Origin of the sequence: Hymenobacter sp. YC55, assembly GCF_029433095.1 — a bacterium.
In the GTDB taxonomy this organism is placed as follows: Bacteria; Bacteroidota; Bacteroidia; order Cytophagales; family Hymenobacteraceae; genus Hymenobacter.
In genome coordinates, this window is sequence record NZ_JARNTX010000001.1 from 2,942,487 (window position 1) to 2,967,591 (window position 25,105).

Sequence of the window (25,105 nt, forward strand, 5' to 3'; positions counted from 1 at the left end):
TACCATAGTCTCACCCAAGCTAGCAGACTTGGTTGTACTCGGGGGCACTATCCAGCCCTGACTATGCGTTGTGGCTCAGAGCGAATTGGCAGATGCGTACCCGAAGGCAAATAATTATCACGTTAACCCGCTTACTTCGCTTTCCGTTGCTGTTCTTGCTTCACTAACTAGTTGCTTTTATACGTGAAATCTGTGCTTAAACAAACTACTTGGCTTGTGTTGTTGCTAGTTGCCTTAGCTGCCTGCAACCGCACCCCCAAAGCCCTCGACCCAGCTTCGGCCACCGCCGCCAAACAACAACTTGAGGTATTGCGCGACTCCGTAAATATCCGCTGGAGCGAGATGATTGCCAGCGACGATGCCAAAATCACAGCGACCAACCAGATGCTGAACGAGCTAGAGCGTTGGCCCGCCGCCGATAAGCAACAGCTTCAGCAGCTTACCCAAGCCAATAACCGCCTCAAAAAGCTGCGCTATCAGCAGTATACCATGCAGTCAACTCAAATTGACCAGTATGATACGGCCCAAGATTCGCTGTTAACCGTACTGCGAACCATGACCTCCCGCCCCGACGGCCCCGCTCCTAGCAGCACCGTCCTGAACACGCTTGACACCATTGGCCAGTACGATGGGCAAGTAGTAGGGTACCGGGTGAAATATGATCAGGCCGCCAAAAAATTCAACAACTACATTCAGCTTCACCAAGCCGAGCTACAGAGTTTAGGAGGGAAGTACAAGCAGCTAGCTCCCCTTCCGCTCTTCGAGCTGCCTGAATAAAGGAACTTATATACTCTAAAACCCTGCTCAGCCTCGTACTGAGCAGGGTTTTTTAATTTTAATACCCTGACTATCAGCGGCAAGTAAGTTTATGCAAATTATTATGCAACCGATAAGTAGTTCGTAAGCTCTTCCTAATACAGCCAGTGGTCTTCTGTGCCACTGGTGTTGGTTGAGTTGGTTGTGGAAAGGCGACCGGAAACTTCCGGCCGCTTTTTTTACCCTACCTAATCATGCTGCTTGCAACACCACAAAAGTTTAGGATAGAAATAAATGTGTTTAGTTATGCGTGAAGATTAGCTAGTAAGCCTGCGTTATTCTAAGTGTAGAGAGCTAACAAGAGAAGGCCCGGCAGTCATGACTGCCGGGCCTTCTCTTGTTAGCTCTCTGCTATCAGTTCACTATAGCTTGGCCATTTCTTCGCGGACAAAGTCAGCTAGCGTCCGCAGATAATCGGTGCTGAAATCAAAGCGGATACCAGCGGCGGCATAGATTTCGCCGATGGGCGCGGTGTAACCCATCGCCAACGCGCGCTTATATGCTTCGAGGCCCTCTTGCGGGTTCTGACGGAAATTGCGCCACACCGCAATAGCACCGAGTTGCGCCATAGCGTATTCGATGTAGTAAAACGGCACCTCGTATAGGTGCAGCTGCTTCTGCCACAAATACGGTTTGAAGCCTTCCAGGCCCTTCCAGCTTACGGTACGCTGGTTGAACTCATCGAAGATGGCCGTCCAACGCTGGTGCCGCTCCGCTTCGGTATGCTGCGGATTTTCGTACACCCAGTGCTGAAACTTATCAATGGTAGCCACCCACGGGAAGGTTTCGAGCACGCTTTCCAGGTGCGTCTTCTTGGCGCGGCGCAGGTCCTCGGGGTCGGTGAAGAATACGCCCCAGTGGTCCATGCTCATCAACTCCATGCTCATCGAAGCCAACTCTGCCACCTCGGATGGTGGGTGTTTGTCGGCTCCGAGCGGGAGGTTGCGGGTCAGGAACGAGTGGACGGCGTGGCCGCCTTCGTGCAACATCGTTACCACGTCACGCAGGGAGCTAGTGGCATTCATGAAGATGAAAGGCACGCCCGTTTCGTCGAGGGGGTAGTTATAGCCACCGGGGGCTTTTCCCTTGCGCGACTCTAGGTCGAGTTGGCCCATGTGGCGCATAGTTCGCAAACAGTCGCCCAGGTAAGGATCTAGGTTCTGAAATACCGTAATGGTTTTTTCTAGCAGTTCCTCCCCGGTGTCGAAAGGCCGCAGCGGCGCTTTGCCCGACACATCCACGTCTAGGTCCCAAGGCCGCAGCTCAGCCAACCCTAGGTCTTGCCGCCGCTCCAGATCCAAGTCGTCGATGAGTGGCACCACCGTCTCGCGGATAGCTTTGTGGAAGGCAAAGCAGTCTTGGGGCGTGTAGTCGAAACGGCCAAGCGCGGCGAACATATAATCCCGGAAGTTGGCAAAGCCAGCGTTTAGCGCTACCCGATGGCGCAAGCTCACGAGTTCGGTAAACAAGGAGTCGAGTGGCTCGGCATCACGCAGGCGGCGTGCCTGAATCAAGCGGTACGCTTCCTCCCGCACGGCACGGTTGGGGCTTTTGAGGCGGTCGGCGGCGCGCGGCAAGGTCATTTCCTCCCCATCGAGCGTCACCGTCATGGCACCGGCAATGGCGGCGTACTGCTGCTGCTTGGTGCTGATTTCGGTTTTGAGCGGAATGTTTTCTACCCGATAAATTTCGAGTGCCTGCCGTACCGAGCGCAGAAACACTCGGTACTTGCGAGGATCAAGTTCGGGCAGAAAGTCCGAGCTCATCATTTTCTCGTTGAGGGCGTGGTCATGAGGGGCTACGTTGGGCTCAATCTCGCTCACGAAATACTGAAAAGCGGCCGCCCGTTCCTCGTCCTGGGTGTCGCAGGTCATGCGAATGTAGCGCCAGGCCAGGTCTTCGCTTAGGGCCGCTTCCAATTCCGAACGATCGAGCAGCCAGCGCTCCAGCTCCACGCCAGAAGTAATGGTCCGCTCGCGTAGCTCCACAAAGAAGGGCTCCAGCGCTGCCCAATCAGTCACGTGGAAATCTTCAGGTAGGTAGTGCCGGGGCGGACGCTGAGTTTCGGTGGCCGAAGCGGCAGCAAGTTCAGTAGTAGGCGTCATAAGAAAAGAATATACGGAAAGTTTTCCGGTACGGTGCAGTTTGGTCCTGCGAGCAGCAGCAGACCTTAGACTAACGCTAGTGTGGTGGGATTAATATGGCGGATATGCAGCCCAAAGATGCAAGCGAAATCTTCGGCCTCTTACAGCAACGCGCCAAGTTAGATTTTAGTCGATTTCGATTACTACGTCGCTGGTGAGTGGATGGGCAACGCACACAAGAACATAGCCTTGTTTCATTTCCGAATCCGACAATCCTTCCCGCTCATCAAGGTGCACTTTGCCCGAGAGGCATTTGCCTCGGCACGCGGTGCATAGCCCTGCCTGACAAGAATAAGGCAAGTCAATATCTTGATCGAGAGCCGCTTCCAATATGGTTTGGTTGGGCGTCACTTCGAATTGATATTCCGAGCCTTCGTAGTTGATGGTTACGTTACGCGTCTTGATTTGGTCGTCATCATCGGCCGATACGTCACCGTGGCCATTGGGCTGGGCGGCCGTGGTTTCCTGCGTTTCGGCGGCAGCCACAAAACTTTCGCGACGAACACGGTTGTCGGGCACCCCCAGCAAGTCGAGGGCCGCTTTAGCTTCCAGCATCATGCCTTCCGGGCCGCACAAATAATATTCGGCCTGCGAAGCCGGAAACTGATGACGCTGCTCGAGAATGCGCAGCAGCGTGGTCCGGTTCAGACGGCCTACGTGCTGATGCGCCGATACGGGCCCAACCGGCTGACTGTATACGTGCTCAACCTGGAAACGGCCGGCGTATTGCGCTTCTAGCTGCCGAAGCTGCTCACTGAAAATCACTGATTTCTCGTTGCGGTTGCCGTACACAAGCAGTACGTGGCTTTGTGGCTCCTCGCGCAACACGGCTTTCAGCATGCTCATCAACGGAGTGATACCCGAGCCAGCGCCTACCAGCACCAACGAGCGCGCCGATTTAGGGCTGGTTTTGAGCGTGAAGTTGCCTAGCGGCGCCATAGCCTCTAGTTGTTGGCCGACCCGCACGGTGTCGAGCAGATAGTTGCTGACGAGCCCACCCGTTACCCGCTTCACCGTGACCGACAAACGCGGTGCTTCGCTTGGGGTGCTGCTAAGCGAATAGGCCCGACGCTCTTTTTTACCGCCAGGGCCACAAGGAAGTATCAGGGTCAGGAACTGACCAGCTTCGCTGGCAATTACTTGGCGGCTAGGATGTTCAAAATGAATGGTAACAGCGTCGTCGGTTTCTCGGGTGAGTTCGACAACGTTGAGGGACAAGTACGGTGTGCTCATTGGGTGCGCAAAAACTAGGGGCTTGTTGTTGAAGCAGGATAATAACTATGCCTTACCCCGAAGGGTTTGCAGGAGTTGCAAAGTACGGGATTCTGTATCGGATGCTTTAGCTTGCAGCCCTACGATGCCCTGTACAAGATGTTGTACTGCCCGCCACCTTTATTTCAGCGTATGGTAAGACCTTCATCCTTTGCTTACTTCTTGATCTACTATGCTCGCCGAACTTCTTGAGCGTCATCAGCACGAATTTCACGCTATTCTGCCCGTCGATTTGAATGCGCCCGACGTGGCCCGCCTCGACTTTACCGCCAAAAACCCCTTGCTACACGACGCCGACCTGCGCGACACCGCCGACTTCGAGGCGCTGGTAGCTCAGTTACTAGCCGAGCAAGAAGCGCACATTGGCGTGGGCGGCTACCTCGAAAATCGTATTATCTACCGTCGCAGCCCCGGTTTGTTTGGCAGCCCGACCTTAGCCGCCCGGTCTTTGCACTTGGGTGTGGATGTGTGGCTCCGGGCGGGCACACCCGTTATGGCCCCGCTCGATGCCATTGTGCACAGTACGCAGGACAACGACAACTTCGGCGACTATGGCCCCACCGTCATTTTGCAGCACGAACTGGAAGGCGAAACGTTCTATACGCTCTACGGCCACCTCACCCGCCGCGAAACGGCCTTGCTTCGCCCCGGCATGATCATCGAGAAAGGCACCATCTTCACCGAGGTAGGCCCCGCCCCCGAAAACGGCGACTGGCCTCCGCACCTGCACTTCCAGGTTATTGCCGATATGCAAGGCCTCTCTGGCGATTTTCCTGGCGTAGCACTTCCCGAAGAGTTGGAGAAATGGGCCGTTCTGTGCCCCAACCCAAACCTGATTTTGCAAAGCCGCTGGCTTTCCGACTAGCTTTTAGATAGTCAGCTTGTGGTGAAGACACCAGTTTCTTGAGATTATCTAAGCAAGCCGGCTGTCATTCCGACGCAGGAGGAATCTAGATCAAAGCCGTTCAACAGCTAAACTCAGATTCCTCCTGCGTCGGAATGACAGCCGGCTATTACGTTCTTAGTCGAACTTGATGGCTGCCACTGGCTTGATGCGCGAAATCAGGTAGGTCGGGATTAAGACGGCCAGCAGGGAAGTGGCAAAAGTGGCGACGTTGAGCAACACCAGGATGGCGGGGTCCCAGAACACAGGTACCCGGTCCATGTAGTAGTTCTCGGGGTCGAGCGGAATAAGGTGGGTGTAGTACTGCAGCGCGCAGAAGCCGAGGCCCACCACGTTGCCGAATATCATGCCGCGCACCGTCAGGCTGAGCCCTCGAAAGAAGAACATACTTCGAATTTGCTGGTCGGTGGCGCCCACGGCCTTCAGGATGCCAATCATGTTGGTGCGCTCTAGAATCATGATGAAAATAGTGGCCACCATGTTGAACGTCGCAACGAAGATGATGAGCAGCAGGAAGATTACCACGTTGCGGTTAAGCAGTTGCAGCCAATCGAAGAGCTGCGCGTACTGCTCGGTGATTTTGTCGAGTTTGAGGTCGTAACGCAGGTTTTCGTACATGTCCTCCGACACCGGGTCGAGGCGTTCGAAGTCCTTGAGCACCACTTCCACCCCGCCCACCAGCGAATCGGGCCAGGCATTCAGTTCTCTGATCTGCCGCAAATCACCGATGACGTACACTTCATCGAACTCGTCGAGGCCGGTTTGGTAGATGCCACTCACGCGGAAAGGACGGACGCGGGGCGGGTTCTGGATGAAGTAGAACAGCACCCGGTCGCCAACGTTGAGGCGCAGCTTATCGGCCACTTTGCGCGAAAGCAGGATGTCGCTGGACGCCGAGTCGGGGAAGCTGATAAAAGAGCCAGCCACCAGATTGTTGCGCATGGGGGAGCGGCTATTCACCTCCGAAATACCCTTGAGTACCACCCCAAGTACCTCGTCCTTGGTTTTGATGATGGCCGTTTTGCGCGCAAAAGGCTGAATAGTGGCCACTTGCGGGAAGCGGCGCAAATCTTTCACCAAGCCCGGACCACTGATGGGCTCAATCTCAATAGAGTTGTTGGTGTCGTACTTGCTGACCGTTAGGTGCGCGCCGAACGAGAAGATTTTGCTTTGAATTTCATTGCGAAAACCTTCGAGAATAGAAAATGACACAATCATGACAGCCAGCCCGAGGGCAATGCTGATGATAGCTATCTTTGTCACCGACGAAGTAAAAGACCCCGAGTCGGCTCCGTCAATCTTGTGGGATATGTACCGCGAGACGTTCACTGCCGTAAAGCTACGTGTCTGCGGCCAGTTTTCTAGCTTCGTTTTCTGATGCCTATATTCAACTTCGCCGTACTGCTAAGCGTCCCGCTACTGCTTTCCGACTGCACCAAAGCCCCTGCTACCTCTTCTGCCCCCACTACAGTACCCGCTACAGTAGTTGTTTCGTCGCCGCCGCAGGTAGTACTGGATGCTCCACCTGCAGCCCCGGTGCTGCGCGTAGGAGCCGAGCAGTTTCAGCTTTACCTGCCGCAACTCAAGGGCAAACGGGTGGGCTTGGTAGTCAACCAAACGGCTCGGGTGGGCAAGGCTTTTCTAGTGGACACGCTGCTGGCGAAGGGCGTCCCGGTAAAGGTAATTTTCGGACCCGAGCACGGCTTCCGGGGCGAAGCCGCCGACGGAGCCACCATCAAAGATGGCAAGGACGCTCGGAGCGGCTTGCCCGTGCGTTCGTTGTATGGGGCCACCAAGAAGCCCACCCCCGAAATGCTGGCCGATGTAGACGTGCTGGTGTTTGACATTCAGGACGTAGGCACGCGCTTTTACACTTTCATCAGCACGATGCATTACGTGATGGAAGCCGCTGCTGAACAGAACAAGGAAGTGGTGATTCTGGACCGTCCTAACCCTAACGGCTGGTACGTGGATGGTCCGGTGCTGGAGCCGGCGCACAAGTCGTTTGTGGGCATGCACCCCATTCCGGTAGTGCATGGCCTGACCGTAGGCGAGCTAGCCAAGATGATTAACGGCGAGAAATGGCTGGCCGGTGGCAAGCAGTGCCGCTTGACGGTAGTACCCGTAGCGGGCTACACTCACGCTACGCGCTACACCTTACCGATTGCGCCTTCGCCCAACCTGCCTAATCAGCATTCCATCCTGCTCTACCCTACCATCTGCTTGTTCGAGGGTACTGATGTGAGCGTAGGCCGCGGCACCGACACACCATTCGAAGTAGTTGGGGCACCTACGCAACCCACTACCCGCCCGTTCAGCTTCACCCCCAAGCCCAACGCCGGCTCACCTACGCCACCTCAAAACGGCAAAACTTGCTACGGCCTCGACCTGCGCGCCGTTGGCAATGAAATAGGCTTCACCCCGAAGTACCTGATTGATTTCTATCAACAAAGCACAGCCAAAGACAAGTTTTTCGGCAAATACTTCGAGCAGCTGACGGGTACCCGCACCCTGCGCGAGCAAATTATTGCCGGCAAGTCGGAAGCGGAAATTCGGAAGTCGTGGGAGCCGGGACTAGCTCAGTACAAGGCACTGCGGAAGAAATATTTGCTGTACCCGGATTTCAACTGATTTACAGGCTTCCTTAGTCCGCAGGTGGCGCTGAAGTTTGCGCTGAAGTTGCAGAACGTCACGTGACTGCTGCGGGCAAAAACACTCGAACGAATGTTAAAAATCATCTTCATGGGTACCCCCGAGTTTGCGGTGCCCACCCTCGAATCGTTGCTGACCTGGTCGGGCTGTGAGGTAGTGGCCGTTGTCACGGCGCCGGATAAACCGGCGGGGCGCGGGCGGCAACTGGCAGAGTCGGCCGTGAAGCAAGCGGCTACGCGGCACGGGCTGCCGGTGCTGCAACCCACCAATCTTAAGTCGCCAGAGTTTCAGGCGGAGCTTAAAGGCTACGCAGCCGACTTGCAGGTGGTGGTGGCGTTTCGGATGCTGCCGGAGGCGGTTTGGAACATGCCACCGCAGGGTTCCATCAACATCCACGCCTCGTTACTGCCGCAGTACCGCGGCGCGGCACCTATCAATTGGGCCCTTATCTACGGCGAAACCGAAACAGGCGTAACGTCCTTCTTTCTGCGGCACGAAATTGATACCGGCGACCTGATCTTCCAGGATGTGGTGCCCATCACTCCCGATGATGATTTCGGGACGCTTTACGAAAAACTGAAGACCACTGGTGCCGCTTTGGCGCTGCGCACCGTGCAAGCTATTGCCGCTGGCACCGCGCCTAGCTTGCCACAGGCGGAAAGTGTCACGCTACGGGCAGCACCCAAAATCCAAAAGGAAACGGGCCGCCTCGATTTCACTCAGTCGGCCACGGCGCTGGCTAATCTGGTACGCGGCCTCTCTCCTATTCCCACTGCTTTCACCCAGCTCCCCGACGGGCGCACCCTCAAGGTTTTCAAAGCCCAGCCCTTCGACGACGAGGAAGCTAGCGGCCCCGACAGCGGTGGCGCTGGCCGTTGGTACACCGACGGCCGCACGTATTTGCGGGTGCAAACCGGCAATGGCCTGCTCGAGTTGCTGGACGTACAGCTGGAAGGCAAAAAGCGCATGCTTATAGCCGACTTCCTCCGTGGGTTCAACGTTGAATTGCTCAAGAGTTGATAGGCAAAAGGCGGCTAGCTGCGTACGCAGTTTGTCGGTTCTTCTGATTTTGGCTTGGCCGTCAGATATTCTTCTGCTTATTAAATCATTCACAATTCAACCAATACTTGATGCTTGCATTTGTAGTAGCCGCCGCTGAAAACGGTGTAATTGGGCGCGACAATCAGCTTATCTGGCACCTACCCGCCGACTTGAAGCACTTCAAGCAACTCACCCAGGGCCACCCTGTCGTGATGGGCCGGCGCACCTACGAGAGCATCGGCCGGCCGCTCCCAAACCGTACCAACATCGTTGTGACGCGGCAAGCCGACTGGCAGGCCGACGGTTGCGAGACAGCACGCTCGGTGCCAGAAGCGTTAGAGTTTGCCAGCCAACTCGACGAGCAGGTGTTCGTGATTGGAGGTGCCGAAATTTACCGCCAAGCCCTACCCGCTGCCGATACCATTTATTTGACGGAGGTTCACCGCAGTTTCGAGGGCGACGTCACCTTCCCCGACCTTGACCGCGCCGTGTGGCGTGAGGAAACCCGGGAACGACACGAGGCCGACGACAAGCACGCTTACCCGTTTACCTTCGTCACGCTACGCCGCCGGTAGAATGCATTTCAAAAAATAAGCCCTTGCTGCTCGAGCAGCAAGGGCTTATTTTTGAACTCTCCGTTCAGTTAGATAGGACTCACTAGCGCAAAATCACCAGCTTGCCCCAGTCCTTTTTGAAAGCTTTGTCGCCGGAAGTAGGGCGGCGGCTGAACTTGTCTTGCGGCTCGTCGAGGATGACGCGGTAGAGGTAGGTACCGTTGGCAAGTTTGTCGCCGTACTCGTCGGTACCGTCCCAGGCGTACTGCGAGATGTTGTTGCCGATCCGCAAAGGCCCTAGTTCGGCCATCATGATTTCCCGTACTACCCTACCCGTTAGCGTCAGCACCTGAATTTTCATGTCGCGTGGCGTCTCCTTACCGGTTAGCGTAAACACAAACTTGGTTTTGCTGGTAACAGGGTTCGGATACGGGTAAATATTGCTGATGGTGGACTCGTTGATTACCTCGAAAGTAATGCGGTACGGCTCGAGAGCTGCTGGTTTACCAGTAGCGTCGCGGCCCTGTACCTCTAGGGTATAGATACCATTTTCAAGGGGGGCCGTCTGTCCCATTCGTAATTCTAGCTGAGCGGTGCCTTTGGTTGAATCAGAAGAGAAGCGGGCATTAGTACCTGCTAAATCAATTCGAGTGGTCGCTTGGGCAGGTGACGTCAACAACACATCAAAGTTGCTAACGCCCTGAATCTTGCGCAACCGATCATCATCGCGCAGCTGCACCATCACAGTCGGCGAGGGCGACACAATATCTCCGTTGAGAATATGAATACCGTCGAAGGCCACATCCAACGTAGGCGGGACGTTGCGTTCGTCTACGCGGAAGGGGTCTAGCACCAGTTCGTTGTTGAAGGCATACAGTTCTGGCAAAGCCCGCGGACTAGGGTTGACTACCACGTTGCCGCGCAGCGTTCCGGTTAGCCCTACCACATTCACTTTGGCCTCGAAACTTACTTGGCTGTCAGCGCGCAAAGCCCCGCCCGGCACATCTACCAAGGCCTCCTTGACGCCGGTACCATCGTTGCGCACCTGAATTCTGGCCTTCATCGGGCCACTAAAGTCAATCGACGACACGTTCTGAAATACCACCGGAACCGTGATAAAGCCCGTTTCAGCTGCTTGCTTGGCCAGATTGGCCGGGTCGTACACAGAAGCGGGCGTGGCCAAGTCGCGGCGTACAATGCCTTCGGGCACACCCTGATAAGTTACCAGCCATTGCTCTAGCTGTGGTGCCGTGCGGTTCAAGGTGTCGCGCAGTTCCAGTACCAACTGCAAATACGGATACTGCTGGGCCGAGATATTGGCCAAGGCGAGGCTACGGCTTGTGACATTGGCGTCGAGCACCCGCTCGGTATTGGTGCTATCAATACCGATCAGCTTCAGCGTGTAATTATCTGATGCGTCAGGGGTGCGGACTGTATGGTAGAGGTTCAGCCATTGCCGCGCCGGCCCGATTTGGGTTGACGTGATTCTGCCGCTGCTTGCTCTGGTTAGGAGCGTATCGTTCAGGATCAATACTTGATTGACGGGCGGGGTGGAGCTAGCGGGGTCAGCCGTTGCTTCGCGCACCACCCGCGGATTAGGTCCTTTTTGTACTAGCAAGGCATAGGGCTCACCGTCTTGCAACTGGTTGATGCGTTGCGCGCCCAAAGAAGTGAAAGCCGCTTTCAACGAAGCAGGGAACGTAGAGAAGTTCACTTTGTTCATTGAAATCAGCGCCACATAGTCGCCGGGCTGCACATTAGTTAGCAGAGCTTGCAGCTGTGCCTGTCGGGCTGGGGTGTTGATGTTGTCGGAAGCGCTGCTGGCGAAATGGTAGAAGCGGAGGTTGCCTCGGCCGCAAGAATCGTAGCTACCAGCTACGTTGCGCACCGGACGCAGGGTACGGCCACTAAATACGGCTACCATCATATTAGGCTGCGCCGTAGCACAGTCGACCACGTTAGGAGAAGTGGAAGTGCTGATGCCGTCGGTCACCTGATTGAAGGTAGGTGCGCCGGTACCGCCGCCACGGGTGGTCAAGACAATAGGCTCCTGCACGTCGTCGAAATCCCAACGCCCTGATGGCGCGGCCACCGTCACACCCGCCAACTGGTCGCGCTTGAACTGTCCGTGGTGGCTCTGCGACCAGCCGCCGGCACTGCCCGGGATGACTCGGAACGAGCTAGTAGCCCAGTCTGGACTTTCGTCTCCGGTGGGTGTCTGGAAGCGCAAGCGCCAGTACCATACTACACTATCGCGCCCGGCTGTGGTAGGCAGCGTCGGCCGCCAGTCAGGGACCAAGGTAGTCGTAACGGTACGGGCTTGCTTGAGGGCGCTGTTGAAGGTAGGAACCGTGTCCAGTTCCATTTCATAAGTCCGGGAGGCACCCCGGGGGTCGTTGGTTTGGCCTACTAAGCGCAGGTTGGTTGCAGGCACAATGGCAAAATCTGGGGGCCAGATAGTCCTTACGCCGCCTTGCAGGAAGTTGAAAGTAATCTGGCCGCTGTTGTTTGTCTCGCTTATTTCCGCAACCCGGTTGTTATAATCGAGGGCTACTTCAAATCGGTTGTCGCCGAATACATTGCCAGTGTTATCTAGTATAAATGTGTAGGTAGTATCATGCCAGGCTTGGCGCACCGTACGCGTGATAATATCCGGGGGACGTGTGCCTGTGCTGGTTGCCGGATAGGTACGCGTAATACGGATGTCCAGCGCATCATAGGTAATTTTGCCTGGATTGCTGACGTGGACTAGAAGCTTGAAATTGGGAGAAGAAGCCTGTACCGCCCCGGAACCGTTAGCTTGAATCTGCAAGTCGGTGTTGCTGGTAATGAAGTCAGGCCGCTCGGGCGAGAAAAAGCGCAAGGCGGGGTCCCCAAGCCACGTATTAATAAGAGCTTGTGCGATGGTTGAAGGAGCACCAGCGTTTGTAATCAGCATGCGTCGAGCAGCTTCGGCCTGCAACACAGGTATCGGCTTGCCGTACCAAGCGGGCTCGTTGAAGGCTACTTTATAGAATTCCGTCGTAAAAGCATCAAGGTCATAGGCAAAGCTTTCATCAGATGCTGCCATGAAGCCTACTGCGCCTTTGTTTTCGGCGAAAATCCAGTTTTCTGAGAGTGTTTTGACATTGGTATTGCGGTCCACTGCGTTGGCAGCGCAACCGTTTAGTAGAAACACCGGATACTTTCCGGGATTGTTATAGCCTTTGCCCGGCTCGGTAGGATCACCGAAGTTGAGGTCAAAAGTTGAGGTTGATCCGTGGCCAAAATAAGTAACCAGTGCCACCCCCGCATTCACTTCTGGTGCCAGCGTGATGTTCACCGGGAAGTTGGTACCCCCAGACAACCGGCGGCGGTACGTATTGACTACCTGGCCACCGAATAGCGGCTTTTCAGCCAACTGTTTATACTTATCTATGTAGCTCTCGAACTGTGAGTATTCGCTTGCATTTTCTCCCCCGCCCATGTGCACAATGTGCTTGCGCCAGGGTGCTGCGCCTAAAGCTTCGTGTTCTTTCAGCTTGTTTAGATACCGAATAATCTCCTGGGGCTGTGTGGCCGACAAACGCCCTGTCGGCATTCGGGGGACGTACTGGTTGTTTTCCCAATCAGCGGAAAGAAAATTATCGGAGCCACTGCGGGTGGTAGAAGGCACCAAATCAATAGCGGGTGCCAATCGGCTTCGACTGTATTCGCCTACTATTAGGCCTTTTCCCAGTAAAAGCAAATAGTTGGTTTGGTTGGCCGGCGAATTAGCTAGCTCCCAGCGCACATAGTTGCGCATAGCCATCACCGATTTCTCGCCGTAATGAAACTGGTTGTAGAGTTGCTCGGAAGTAACTACCGCCGTATCGTACCGGCCGCCCGCTGTTGAGTGGCGGTATTCGGCGTAGGCACGTACCGGATTGGCGATATTGCCTACTGGCCGCATCAGCGCGGTATGGCTGATAATTAGAAAGTTGGAGGTAGCGGCATTCAGGGTTCGGAAACGTACGCGCACAGCTGGCCGTGGTACAGCAGCTTGCGCTTCGTCGGCGAGCAACAGGCGGCGCGTTTGGTTGGCGGTAGCACTAGGGAAGCTATAGCCCCGCTGCTGACCAGCTAATGCTATGCCTTCCACGCGCTGCAAGTTGTTGATATCAGTTAGGTCGAAACCACGTACAGTGGAAGGCAAACTGTCCACTGTATAGTAGGCTGGCTCTGTTAGCGTGGAGTCGTTGAGGAATGCCATCTGCTTTAGCCCGGAGCGCCACCGACTGGTTTGCGGATAAGTGTAGCGAACAAAGCCTACCCGAAAACCATGTTGCTGGTTTGGAATCTTAGGAGCCGGATCACGGGCGTATGTAATGACTGTTCCGTTGGAATTGATATCGGAGTTTTGCAACGGGTAGCGAAACAAACGTTTCTCGTAGCCATTGAAAGAAACAGTACCAAGTATGCGTTCAGTGTTGGTACCTGGCTGAACAACACTTACCTGCACGGTATGAGGCCCGCTCCAGGCACCAACAAACAACAGCTCCACCTGTGGTAATCTGTTAGCTGTACGGTTGATTGCCCAAGCAGAGTCAGTTGCCATGCCAGCTAGTTGGAATGGGCCATTGGCTCCAAACCGGACCGACAAGAAACCCTCCCCCGACTCGCCCCAGGGTTGGTACACATTCACAAACGGCTCGTCGTTGACGTAAGCAAACTGTCCCTGAACCGGGTTGCCATTGAACAGCACTTGCCGCTGAGCCAGTCGGGTGGGATGTGGCGCGGCGGTAGGGGTCGTGGCTACTTGCGTCATCCGCTTCCCATTGGTCGTGGCCGACCATGTAAGGAAATACGCAGCGGTATCGGTGTAGAGACTATAAAGGTCGTGGGGTTGGGCGGCCGAACCACCTTTGTAGAAGGCGCGGTCGAGCTTACCATCGTTGCGCTGGCCGTAGAACTCGAAGAAAGTAGTGGCATCAAGCGTGCTTTGGTTGCCACCGGCGTAGATAGCCACCTCCTGGCCCCGCCGCCACAACTGAATCCGCTGGGGGTTCACGCCCGTTATGCCTGCCTGAGCTAGGTACTGCTGATCGAGGCGGTAAAGACCGTCTTTGGTTACTTTGATTTTGTAGTACTGCTGGCTCGGCACAATCCATTCATTGCCAAACAGACTTGCGTTCTGAGCTACTGCTGGATTCGCGGTTAGCAGCCACATTAGTAGCAAGCTGCACATTCCCAGAAGCTGCTTGCAATAGTATTGTTTCTTCATAGAGTAAACTGGGTAATAGCTTAGCTACTCGATATCTACTGAAAGATTTACAGGCAGACTTCTCCCCTATCGTACATCACTTACTTAATACCGTAACCCAGCGACACAATAATGTTGTTGGTTTGGGTGCGACCACCAAGCTTCTCAATGGCCAACTGCGACAAGGCCAGGTCGAGGCGCAGGCCACTCAACGCCAATCCCACCCCAAGGCTAGGCTGCATTTTCCACTCCTCTTTGCCGGTGAATGATTTAATCTTCTGGAAGTTGCTCACCCCACCCCGCAAGAAAACCAAGTCCTTATAGCCAACTTCCAAGCCTGCCCGTGGGTCGATGTTGGCTACCTTGCTTGATACTAGCGTATTGCGCTGGCCGTCGGTAGTCATTTCCAGGTCGATGGCAGCCAATGCGGTAAACTCACCGGGCAGCTTCACCAGCCGGGCCGCACCGAGCACAAAGCGGGGCAGCGTTACTTCGGTGCTGTTAGATGGTATTGCCGTAGTGTCGCCCGGTACGGGACTTAAATTTTCAGAGTTAATAGTCCAGGCGTTAACGGTAGTCGTAATGTCGCGGGCCGTGAGGCCGAAATGCCAGTCGTCTTTGTCGTACTGCACCCCGGCATCAATACCGAAGCCCCAGGCATTGGCAAAATCGCCGACGTTGCGATACACGACTTTCGCATTGGCGCCTACTTTAAGCCCTTCAATGTTGCCGATGCGGCGGGCATAGGACAGCAGCACCGCATAATCGGCCACGGAGAAGTAGCGGATTTGGTCGTACTGGATGTAGCCGTACTCGTTGATTAGGTTGCGGGTATCGGCTATGTCGTCGACGCCTAGGCGCATAGCGCTGATGCCAATGGCACTTTTGTCGTCGAGCGGCATGGAGAAGGCCGCATAGTCGTTCTTGACGATGCCCGAGAACAGCTCGGAGTGCATCAGAACGGCATCGTATTTTGCTTTTTGGTTGAGTAGCCCAGCTGGATTCCAGTAGCCGGCAGTAGCATCTTGGGCAAGACTGACTTGTACTTTACCCATACCTAGTGCCCGGCCCCCGACACCGATATTCAGAAATTCGTTGCTATACTTTGGGGTTGTATCCTGGGCCGAAGCAGCGGTAGGAGCAAGAAACAGCAAGCCGCTGGCACCGAATAGCAGCGCAGTAGTATAGAAGAAGTGTTTCATAGAAAAATGGGCTAAAAACGAGTAGTCCGCTTTTCAACGCAAGGTACTACATATTAGTACGTGACGCTTTACATGGCTCATAAATTAGCCTATTATCAATGGGTTAAGGTGAGAACTTGATCGGGCAGCTTATCTGTCGCCCGTGGGTAGCAGAACACCTTGTTAGCTGCCGTAAGACAGGTAGAAGTTTTGTTTCAGTTTGCGCTTGGCAGTTTTCGCGCTAGCACAATAGTTATCCAAAACAGCCTGCAGAGCTTAAATCTGACCTTTTCTATACTTCCCAGGATTAAAAAAGTGAGTATTAAGAAATTATTTTCAACAGTACCTTGCGTTACATAGTACCTTCCATTATCTTTGACTCATTCTTCACCGACTACCGCCTCAAGCCCATGAAAGTAGAGAACACCCAAGTGCAGATGCGGAAGGGAATTCTGGAATTCTGCATCCTGGAGATTATCGCCCGCGGCGAGGTATATGCGTCCGACATGCTCGAAGAACTAACCCAAGCCCGCATGATTGTGGTGGAGGGGACGCTCTACCCGCTGCTCACGCGCCTCAAGAATGCTGGCTTGCTCGATTATACCTGGAAGGAATCGATGAGTGGCCCGCCGCGCAAGTACTACACCCTCACCGATGGCGGGCAGGATTTCCTGCAACAGTTGCGCCTTACTTGGGAAGAAGTACAGGACTCCATCCGCATCATTCGCCAAAAGCCTTCCGCCAACGGGAGCACTGTACCGGTCGTGCTGTAGCACCCCGCCCTTCCTCCCGATTTTTTTCCGACTAGTTGCAGCCCCTGACTGAGATGAAAAAGAACATCAGCATCAACCTCCAAGGCATCATCTTCCACATCGAAGAAGACGGCTACGAAGTTTTGAGCCGCTATTTGGCCGAAGTAAAAGCCCACTTCAGCGGCTACCGTGGCCACGAAGAAATAGTGGCTGACATCGAAGGCCGTATTGCCGAAATCTTTGCCGCCCGCCTCTCCGGCGTCAAGCAGGTGATTTCGCTGGACGACGTGCAGGCCATGACCGCCAAAATGGGCCGCGTGAGCGACTTCCAAAGCGCCGAAGACGCCGAGGACGACGACGAGTTGCTCGCCGACGCTGTAGCTAGCGGCACAGCTGCGGGTACCTACACCAGCACTGGCACCAAAACCAGCTACACCAGCACGGCCACCGATACCACTACCACCACTACCGACGAGCCCCGTCGCCTCTACCGCGACATGGCCAACCGCAAAGTGGCGGGGGTAGCTGGCGGTATTGCTCGCTATTTCGCTATCAACCCTCTCTGGATTCGGTTGGGTTTTCTGGGGCTGCTCATCCTAGTGCCCCTGGCTTTCAATGACCTTGGCTGGCTAGAGGAAGTTGGCGAAAAGCTAGCTGCGCTATCTGTCATCTCCTACATCATCCTGTGGATTGCTCTTCCCAAGCGCTATGACAACACGCCCGAGCAGGAAGACCGGAGCTACAAGAAGTTTTACCGCGACACCGACAACGGCAAAGTCGGGGGCGTATCGGCCGGCTTAGCCGCTTACCTCAACTCGGATGTGACGCTGATTCGGGTGCTGTTTATTGCAGGCTTGTTTATAGGCGGCATTTCTTTCATCCTGTATCCGCTGCTCTGGATTCTGGTTCCTGAGGCCAAGACTATCTCGGAAAAGATGCGCATGCGCGGCGACGCCGTAACGCTGTCGGGCATTGATAGCAACGTGCGCAACAACGCCTTCGAGGCCGGAACGGGCAACAACCGCCCCGTGGGCACCTTTTTCGAGGACTTAGCCAGCGCCCTAAACCCCCTGCTCAACTTCGTAGGCAGCGCCATTCGCATCGTGGCCGGGGTGCTACTCGCCATACTCGGGTTTAGCTTTCTGCTAGCCTTGGTTGTTCTCCTGGGCGTGGGCATAGGCCTAATTCCAGACTCGCAAAACATCATGGCCGGCGACGTGCCCGCTCATGTGTTTCTTAATGGTATACCCGGTTGGGCCTTGCTATCAGGCTTCGTGGCCTTCGGCATTCCTACCCTAGCTATGCTGCTGCTCGGTATCGGGTTGCTGATGCGCCGCGCCGTTCTGAGCCGCACCATGGGCTGGTCGTTGTTCGGGTTGTGGTTGTTGAGCATCATTGGGGTGACGGTGGCCGCAGCTCGCCAGAGCCGGGAGTTTCAGTATGAGGCCGACGTGGAGCAAAGCCAGCAGTATCCTGCCCTCAAGGCCCGTGTACTGCGCCTCGAAACCCGCCAAGTAGACCGTGAGTGGGACCAGTGGGTGGATGTAGACTTAGCCGCCGCCGACAGCGGCCGAGCAGTGGAAGTAATCCGCCGCCTCTCCGCTAAAGGCTCTTCCGAAGCCGAAGCCAGCAACACGGCTGCTACCACTGTGGCCTATACTGTTCGGACCCGCAGCGACTCCACACTGATTTTCGACGACCATTTCTCTTTCCAACCTAATGCTCGCTACCGCGACCAGGACTTGGAACTGACCATCCGCTTGCCCCGCGACCGTACTTTCCACCTCAGTGAAGGCTTTGCCAACTGGTTAGACGATGAAGACTTCGTAGGCAACCACACCCCCGAAAACGTGGAAGAGCACTCGTTTCGGATGCGTGGCAACAAGCTGGACTGCATTGATTGCACCTTAGAAGAAATGGGAGGCAGCGTCGATGATAGTGGCAATGACACCGACGATGACAACGACGAAGCAAACATAAACCTCGACTTCGGCGGTGCCACTGAGTTCGACACCGACGAAAACAACTACGGCACAGGCCGTCGCACCTACGATGAGGAGGGCTTCGACGGAGTGAGCGTCATAGGTCCCTACCGCGTGGTTATTCGGGCTGGCAGCACCTATCAGGTAAAGGCCGCCGGCAGCACCTCTCACCTCGACGATCTGCGTGTAGAGCGCGAAGGGGGTAAGCTGGTTATTCGGTCGCGCAACCGCAACTTCATGAGCGGCGGCAAATGGAGAGGTGCCGACAAAGTGTTGGTGACTATCGAAACGCCCAAGCTGGACCAGCTGGAATTGGTGGGTGCTTCTCAGGCCGACGTGCAGGGCTTCAGCACTGGCGACTTGCAAGTAAAGCAAGCGGGTGCCAGCCAACTCCGTCTGCAAGGCGACTTCAACAGCTTAGACATAGACTTAGCTGGTGCCTGCCGCGCTTCATTGCAAGGAAAAGCGGATGACCTGAGCGTTGACGGAGCTGGCGGCTGCGAGCTAGATGCCCCCGAATTCACCGTTAGTAAAGCCGACATTGACATGGTAGGCGGCAGCAAGGCTCGTTTGCGCGTAACCGAAAGCCTGAAAGCTGATGCCATCGGAGCTAGCGTAATCGAGTACAGCGGCAACCCTTCCGACGTAACGAAAGACGCTACCGGTGCTTCCAGCGTGCGCTCGGTCGAAGACTAATGCCTGGCCGTCTTCATTGAACTGCCATTTGCTGCAAGCAATTTGCACTTGAAAAGCTGTCTACAAAAAATATCTGGTGAGTGAGGCAACGCTCACTAAGAATCAGCATCTATGTTGCTGATGAAACGAAAAAGAGGGTCCATTTTTTCTGGTGAGTGAAAGGCAGACCCCCGAGGAAGTTCTTTCGCCGTTTGTGCTGCAACCGAACGGCGAAAGGCTTCCTCAATTATTTAGTGAAATAGCAAAGCGGTGAATAGAAGAGTTTGAATCCTTCCATTCACCGCTTTGCTATTTCACTATTTCCAGGCCTTTCTGCTGCCCTAGCTCAACCAGCAGCGCAAACGCGTCGTTGTATTCGTTGCGAACTTTGCCGTCCAAAATGGCTTCCAACACTGCATCTTTCAACTCACCTACTTCGCGGGAAGGCTTCAAGCCGAATGTTTGCATGATAACCTCGCCCGTGATAACCGGCTTGAAATTGCGTAAGTGGTCCTTTTCTTCTACTTCCTTCAGCTTTTCCTCTACCACATCAAAGTTGCGCAGGTAGCGGTTTTTGCGGTCATAGTCTTTGCTGGTAATGTCGGCACGGCAAAGCAGCATAAGACGGTCGATGTCGTCGCCGGCCTCGAAGAGCAGGCGGCGCACTGCCGAGTCGGTCACCACATCCTTGGACAACACAATGGGGCGCAGGTGCAGCCGCACCAGCTTTTGCACTTGGCGCATTTCCTCACCTAGAGGCAGTTTAAGGTCGGTGAAGATGCCGGGCACCCAGCGCGCGCCTTTGTCTTCGTGGCCGTGAAAGGTCCAGCCCACACGCTTGTCGTAGCGTTTGGTGGCGGGCTTGGCAATGTCGTGCAGAATAGCCGCCCAGCGCAGCCACAAGTCACCGCCGGCCGCTACCACGTTGTCGAGTACCTGCAGGGTGTGGTAGAAATTATCTTTGTGAGCATGCTGGCCCACTTTCTCTACTCCATACAGTTGGGCCATCTTCGGGAAGATGAGGTGCAACAGACCGCACTGAAACAGCAGCTTGAAGCCATAGCTTGGCTTCGGCGCCATTATGATCTTGTTGAGCTCGGTGGTAATCCGCTCCTGCGACACAATCTTGATGCGCTCCTTGTTGCGGGCAAGTGCATCATACGTGTCGGGCTCGATGTCGAAATCCAGCTGCGTAGCGAAGCGGATTGCGCGCAGCATCCGTAGCGGATCGTCGGAGAAGGTGATGTCGGAGTCGAGGGGGGTGCGAATAGTGCGGCGCTGCAAGTCGCCCATGCCATCGTAGCGGTCCACAAGGGCGCCAAAGTCGGCGGGGTTTAAACTAAGGCCGAGGGCATTGATGGTAAAGTCGCGGCGAGCGAGGTCTTCTTCTAGGGTGCCAGCTTCCACTTCGGGCTTTCGGCTTTCGGCGCGGTAGCTTTCCTTGCGGGCACCCACAAACTCCACTTCTATTTCTGGTGTGGGCAGCATAGCCGTCCCGAAGTTCTTGAACACCGTTACGCGGGGCCGGCCAGGCAGCTTGCGCCCTACCTCCTGCGCCAGCCGAATACCGTCGCCCACACAGACTACATCCACGTCCTTGCTTTCGCGCGCCAGCGCCAAGTCGCGCACGAATCCGCCAATAATGTAAGCTGGATACCCTAGCTCGCCGGCGGCATCAGCTATAGTTCGGAACAAGGGAAGGTCGGGTAGCTGCGGGGTTTTCATGCGGCAAAGTTCGGCAACCGTCCGCTAAGTATCGAATGCAAAGCAGGAAGTAGTCAGACTTGCGCGGCTTAACTACCATCGGTCAGTGTCTTTTTAGCACTCACTTATATGCTTTAGTCTTTAGCTAGCCACTGCCTCTGTGCAATAGGAATTCAATAAACTCAGTAGCTAGTCTTTACACTTCATCCAGTAGAAGCTACGCTTCAGAGACTTCCAATTGGTTAGCGGACAGCAGAAGTGGAAGTTCACATCATTCGCTTCTGGTTCACCGCTGATTAGTATGCACGTTATGGACTTCGCCCTATTCTTCGCCCTGCCCACTACCTCCTTGTTTGTTCGCTTGGTGCTAGGCGCCCATATTATGGCAGGCACAATTGCTCTGCTCGCGGGTCTTGTGCCCATGCTAGGTCGCAAAGGAGGTTCAACGCACGTGCGGGTTGGCCGGGTATACACGTATTGTATGGTAGCAGTGGCCCTTACTGCTGTGCTGCTTTGCCTATTTCAACCTCTTACGCAGGGCCGTTTGTTTTTAACGGGCGTGGCCGTTCTAAGCTTCTACTTAAGTTTCACCGGTTGGCGAGCTGCCCGCCGACACAGCTCCGGGCTCGAAGTTGCTGACTTAGCTCTAAGCGCCGGCTCGTCAGTGGTAGGCCTGCTTATGGTAGCGGCTGGTGTGTGGCTACAGGCAATACTCTTTGCCTTCTTCGGAGCGTTGATCTGCCTGTTTGCGGGCCTTGACACGTGGCGTGGACTGCGCGCTCAACCGGTAGCTACCCCCGAACCCTGGATATTTCGCCACTTTGTTCGCATGGGCGGATCTTATATATCCGCGGCAACGGCCTTTATTGTGGTGAATTTAGGCCGCTGGCTACCCGCCGAAGCCCCCCGCTGGGTTGGACTGGCAGGCTGGATCGTTCCTACGCTGCTTGGCACTATTCTTATTTCTCGCACGGTGCGGCGGTACCGGGCTCGAATGCAGGCAGATAAGTTGAACCGTCTGTTACCTACCCCATCTCTAACAGAGTAGCTATTTGCTGCTAGCGGCCAGTTGTAGTTGCCCAGACTTCAAGGCCCTAGTAATTCACTGGCCTTGTCTGTCGCTCGTGTAGCTAGAGTGCACCTCACACTAGCCTTTTACTCGAACCAGAAGAAGTATCTGCCCGCCTGCTCTAGTCCCGTAATACCTCTAGTGCCCCATCGTCTAGCACCCGGACCACCCGCGAGGGTGTGGTTCGGGTTGTCTCGTCTTGGCGCCAGTTTACTACATAGTCGGCACCACGTACCAGGGCCGGATTTACTTCCGAGTATAGCCCCGGCGTAGGTTCGCCGCTTAAGTTTGCCGAGGTAGATACCAGCCCGTGCCCTAGTCGCCGCACCACTTTGTGGCAGAATTCATCGTTGAGCACCACCCGCAGCCCAATCGTGCCGTCGGCAGCCAATAGGTTGGGCGCTAGATGGCGGCTGGCTGGCACTACATACGTAGTTGGTTTAGACTGCGCCGCGAGTAGCATCGGCAGGTGCGATGGCACAACAGAGGCGTATCGCGCAAACATTATTTCGTCCGCTACCAGCACAATGCATGACTTTTCGGGCGGGCGCTGCTTTAGCTTGTACAAGCGTTCTACGGCTGGCGGCACTTCTGCGTCGCAGCCTAGCCCCCACACCGTATCGGTAGGATAAAGAATTACCTGCTGAAGCAGCAGGGCATCCACGGCGGCATCCACTTCCTGGCGGAAAAAGCTACTCATAGGTTAGGTTGGTTGCTGGTTGTTAATTGATGACTATTGACTGAAGGCTGCTGATTTGTTGGTTAGTAGTTTTTCTAACAACCAACATGCAAAAATTGACAACCAGCAATCAGCAACTCAGATCGACTGGCACAGCTCCACCAATACGCCATTGGCGCTTTTCGGGTGCACAAAGCACACGAGCTTGTTGTCAGCGCCTGGCTTGGGCTCTGCGTTAAGCAACTCGAAGCCTGCTTCGCGTAGCCGTGCCATTTCGGCTCGAATGTCGGTTACCTCGAAGGCAATATGATGGATGCCTTCCGGCTTCTTACTTAAAAACTTGCTGATGGCGCTGTCGGGCGAGGTTGCAGCTAGCAGTTCGATCTTGGAATTTCCTACTTGAAAGAAAACTGTATCAACAGCCTCACTTGCTACGTATTCGCGCTTATAAGGCTCTTGCCCTAGTAAGGCAACATACAGAGCAGTAGCCTTTTCGAGGTCCTGCACGGCCAGGCCTACGTGTTCGAGATTCGTTAGCATACGAGGGGCCGCTAATTATAGTACGGCTTCTTTGGATTTGTTCTACTTTTGCATCAGCAAAGTAAAACCACTTCATTGATTTCTGTGTTCTACTTTCGAATGATTCTACACTGGTTTTCTTTGGTTGCCTCTGATTACCGGATTTCCACTGCAACCTGATTGTGCGCCATGCTCAAGCTCCCTATCTACCTCGATAACAACGCTACCACGCCCCTCGACCCTCGGGTTTTGGAGGCGATGATGCCCTACTTGACGGAAGTATTCGGCAACGCTGCTTCTCGCAACCACCCTTTTGGCTGGGCTGCTGAAGAAGCCGTTGACTATGCCCGCGACCAAATTGCCGCGCTGATCAACTGCGATGCCAAGGAAATCATCTTCACCTCCGGTGCCACCGAGTCCGATAACCTCGGTATCAAAGGGGTGTTCGAGATGTATTCCCAGAAAGGCAATCACATCATCACCGCTACCACCGAGCACAAAGCGGTACTTGACACCTGCAAGCACATCGAAAAGCTAGGTGGCCGTGTTACGTATCTGCCCGTAAACTCGGAAGGCCTCATTAGCCTCGAAGACCTAGAGGCTGCCATGACTCCCCAGACCATTCTGGTGACCATCATGTACGGCAACAACGAAACCGGCACAATTCAGCCGATCCGTGAAATTGCTGCTATTGCTCACAAGCACGGCGCCCTGTTCATGACGGATGGTACCCAGGCTGTGGGTAAGATTCCAGTGGACGTAGTTGCCGACGGCATCGACCTGATGGCTTTCACGGCCCACAAAATGTACGGCCCCAAAGGCGTAGGCGCGCTGTATGTGCGTCGCAAAAACCCACGGGTAAAGGTTACCGCCCAGATGGACGGTGGCGGCCATGAGCGCGGCATGCGCTCGGGTACGTTGAACGTACCTGGCATTGTAGGCTTAGGCAAAGCTTGCGAGTTGGCTCGCCTGGAAATGGCAGCTGACACCGCTCGGCTAAGCGCCATGCGCGACCGTCTAGAGCGTGAGCTGCTGACGCTCGAAGAAAGTTATGTCAATGGTTCGCGTGAGCACCGCTTGCCGCACGTTACCAACATTTCCTTTAAATATGTGGAAGGTGAAGGCTTGATGATGGGTGTGAAAGACTTGGCGGTATCTTCGGGTTCGGCCTGTACTTCAGCTTCTTTGGAGCCTTCTTACGTATTGAAGGCACTAGGTCTGAGCGACGACCTCGCCCATAGCTCCCTCCGCTTTGGTTTGAGCCGTTTCACTACCGACGAGCAAATCGATTACGCCATCAACCACGTAAAAGAAGCAGTAACCAAGCTCCGCGAGATGTCGCCGCTTTGGGAGATGTTCAAAGAGGGCATTGACCTGAGCAAGATTGAGTGGGCTGAACATTAAAATTCGGAACTTCGAACGGAGAACTCAGAGTCTCAACGATTCTGTTGCTCTCCGTTCTACCGTCTCGACTCCAAAATTTGAAATCTAATTCCTAATAAAGCCATGGCTTACTCCGATAAAGTAATTGACCATTACAGCAACCCCCGCAACGTGGGCTCGCTGGACAAGAGCAAGAAAAACGTAGGCACCGGCCTAGTTGGTGCTCCTGAGTGCGGTGACGTAATGCGCCTGCAAATCGAGGTGGACGAAACCACCAACACCATCACCGATGCCAAATTCAAGACGTTTGGCTGTGGCTCCGCCATTGCCTCGTCGTCGTTGGCTACGGAGTGGTTGAAAGGCAAGACTGTTGACGAGGCACTAGCCATCGACAACATGGAGATTGTAGAAGAACTGGCTTTGCCACCCGTTAAGATTCACTGCTCCGTGCTAGCCGAAGATGCCATCAAATCGGCTATCAACGACTACCGCGTGAAGAACGGCTTGCCTGCTCTGGAAGAAGCTAAGTCGCATCACTAATAAAGTAGCTAGGAGTT

18 protein-coding genes are annotated in these 25,105 nt (G+C 54.9%); 10 read left to right on the plus strand and 8 right to left on the minus strand.

Going from position 1 to position 25,105, the window contains the following annotated elements; genetic code table 11:
• The first annotated feature begins 216 nt into the window (after nucleotides 1-216).
• Nucleotides 217-777 carry a hypothetical protein gene (locus P1X16_RS12195; RefSeq protein ID WP_277229161.1) on the plus strand — a complete coding sequence of 187 codons (561 nt, stop codon included), beginning with the start codon at nucleotides 217-219 and terminating at the stop codon, nucleotides 775-777.
• A 401-nt stretch (nucleotides 778-1,178) separates the two neighbouring features.
• Here P1X16_RS12195 and P1X16_RS12200 read toward each other — a convergent pair whose 3' ends face one another.
• Together P1X16_RS12200 and P1X16_RS12205 are read right to left on the minus strand one after the other, a co-directional pair.
• The gene (locus P1X16_RS12200) at nucleotides 1,179-2,921 is read right to left on the minus strand and encodes a M3 family oligoendopeptidase (RefSeq protein WP_277229162.1); all 1,743 of its coding nucleotides are present in this window, start codon (nucleotides 2,919-2,921) and stop codon (nucleotides 1,179-1,181) included.
• A 165-nt stretch (nucleotides 2,922-3,086) separates the two neighbouring features.
• Complete coding sequence (locus tag P1X16_RS12205) at nucleotides 3,087-4,193, minus strand: ferredoxin--NADP reductase (RefSeq protein WP_277229163.1); 1,107 nt, start codon at nucleotides 4,191-4,193, stop codon at nucleotides 3,087-3,089.
• Between the two features lie 211 nt (nucleotides 4,194-4,404).
• On the opposite strand from P1X16_RS12205, the gene P1X16_RS12210 reads away from it, so the two are divergent.
• Nucleotides 4,405-5,097 (plus strand): peptidoglycan DD-metalloendopeptidase family protein, encoded by a 693-nt coding sequence (locus P1X16_RS12210; RefSeq protein ID WP_277229164.1) that lies wholly within the window; start codon nucleotides 4,405-4,407, stop codon nucleotides 5,095-5,097.
• A gap of 156 nt (nucleotides 5,098-5,253) precedes the next feature.
• Here P1X16_RS12210 and P1X16_RS12215 read toward each other — a convergent pair whose 3' ends face one another.
• On the minus strand, nucleotides 5,254-6,399 hold the full coding sequence (locus P1X16_RS12215; protein WP_277229165.1) for an FtsX-like permease family protein: 1,146 nt from the start codon (nucleotides 6,397-6,399) through the stop codon (nucleotides 5,254-5,256).
• A gap of 114 nt (nucleotides 6,400-6,513) precedes the next feature.
• On the opposite strand from P1X16_RS12215, the gene P1X16_RS12220 reads away from it, so the two are divergent.
• The 3 genes from P1X16_RS12220 (at nucleotide 6,514) to P1X16_RS12230 (ending at nucleotide 9,404) form a co-directional block, all read left to right on the plus strand.
• Nucleotides 6,514-7,767, plus strand: coding sequence for a DUF1343 domain-containing protein (locus P1X16_RS12220; RefSeq protein WP_277229166.1), 1,254 nt, complete (start codon nucleotides 6,514-6,516; stop codon nucleotides 7,765-7,767).
• Nucleotides 7,768-7,860: 93 nt separating this feature from the next.
• The gene (fmt, locus tag P1X16_RS12225) at nucleotides 7,861-8,808 is read left to right on the plus strand and encodes a methionyl-tRNA formyltransferase (protein WP_277229167.1); all 948 of its coding nucleotides are present in this window, start codon (nucleotides 7,861-7,863) and stop codon (nucleotides 8,806-8,808) included.
• Between the two features lie 110 nt (nucleotides 8,809-8,918).
• Nucleotides 8,919-9,404 carry a dihydrofolate reductase gene (locus P1X16_RS12230; RefSeq protein WP_277229168.1) on the plus strand — a complete coding sequence of 162 codons (486 nt, stop codon included), beginning with the start codon at nucleotides 8,919-8,921 and terminating at the stop codon, nucleotides 9,402-9,404.
• Nucleotides 9,405-9,486: 82 nt separating this feature from the next.
• Here P1X16_RS12230 and P1X16_RS12235 read toward each other — a convergent pair whose 3' ends face one another.
• Both P1X16_RS12235 and P1X16_RS12240 read right to left on the minus strand, forming a co-directional pair.
• Nucleotides 9,487-14,571, minus strand: coding sequence for a C25 family cysteine peptidase (locus tag P1X16_RS12235; RefSeq protein ID WP_277229169.1), 5,085 nt, complete (start codon nucleotides 14,569-14,571; stop codon nucleotides 9,487-9,489).
• Nucleotides 14,572-14,705: 134 nt separating this feature from the next.
• Nucleotides 14,706-15,806: a PorV/PorQ family protein gene (locus P1X16_RS12240; protein ID WP_277229170.1), complete on the minus strand. Its 1,101-nt coding sequence runs from the start codon at nucleotides 15,804-15,806 to the stop codon at nucleotides 14,706-14,708.
• A 389-nt stretch (nucleotides 15,807-16,195) separates the two neighbouring features.
• On the opposite strand from P1X16_RS12240, the gene P1X16_RS12245 reads away from it, so the two are divergent.
• Nucleotides 16,196-16,558, plus strand: a complete 363-nt coding sequence (locus tag P1X16_RS12245; RefSeq protein WP_245125756.1) for a PadR family transcriptional regulator — start codon at nucleotides 16,196-16,198, stop codon at nucleotides 16,556-16,558.
• Between the two features lie 53 nt (nucleotides 16,559-16,611).
• Nucleotides 16,612-19,215 carry a DUF2807 domain-containing protein gene (locus P1X16_RS12250; RefSeq protein WP_277229171.1) on the plus strand — a complete coding sequence of 868 codons (2,604 nt, stop codon included), beginning with the start codon at nucleotides 16,612-16,614 and terminating at the stop codon, nucleotides 19,213-19,215.
• Between the two features lie 288 nt (nucleotides 19,216-19,503).
• Here the strand turns inward: P1X16_RS12250 and P1X16_RS12255 are convergent, their stop codons facing one another.
• On the minus strand, nucleotides 19,504-20,919 hold the full coding sequence (locus P1X16_RS12255; RefSeq protein WP_277229172.1) for an HD domain-containing protein: 1,416 nt from the start codon (nucleotides 20,917-20,919) through the stop codon (nucleotides 19,504-19,506).
• Between the two features lie 289 nt (nucleotides 20,920-21,208).
• Between P1X16_RS12255 and P1X16_RS12260 the strand changes: the two genes are divergently transcribed.
• Nucleotides 21,209-21,946 carry a DUF2306 domain-containing protein gene (locus P1X16_RS12260; protein ID WP_277229173.1) on the plus strand — a complete coding sequence of 246 codons (738 nt, stop codon included), beginning with the start codon at nucleotides 21,209-21,211 and terminating at the stop codon, nucleotides 21,944-21,946.
• Between the two features lie 142 nt (nucleotides 21,947-22,088).
• Here P1X16_RS12260 and P1X16_RS12265 read toward each other — a convergent pair whose 3' ends face one another.
• Together P1X16_RS12265 and mce are read right to left on the minus strand one after the other, a co-directional pair.
• Nucleotides 22,089-22,667, minus strand: a complete 579-nt coding sequence (locus tag P1X16_RS12265; protein ID WP_277229174.1) for an L-threonylcarbamoyladenylate synthase — start codon at nucleotides 22,665-22,667, stop codon at nucleotides 22,089-22,091.
• Nucleotides 22,668-22,784: 117 nt separating this feature from the next.
• Entirely contained in the window at nucleotides 22,785-23,186 is a 402-nt protein-coding gene (mce, locus tag P1X16_RS12270; RefSeq protein ID WP_277229175.1) for a methylmalonyl-CoA epimerase, read from the minus strand.
• Nucleotides 23,187-23,354: 168 nt separating this feature from the next.
• Between mce and P1X16_RS12275 the strand changes: the two genes are divergently transcribed.
• Together P1X16_RS12275 and iscU are read left to right on the plus strand one after the other, a co-directional pair.
• Nucleotides 23,355-24,569, plus strand: a complete 1,215-nt coding sequence (locus P1X16_RS12275; protein ID WP_277229176.1) for an IscS subfamily cysteine desulfurase — start codon at nucleotides 23,355-23,357, stop codon at nucleotides 24,567-24,569.
• A gap of 102 nt (nucleotides 24,570-24,671) precedes the next feature.
• A complete protein-coding gene (iscU, locus tag P1X16_RS12280; protein ID WP_277229177.1) occupies nucleotides 24,672-25,088 on the plus strand; it encodes a Fe-S cluster assembly scaffold IscU in 417 nt (138 codons plus the stop codon).
• Nucleotides 25,089-25,105: the final 17 nt, after the last annotated feature.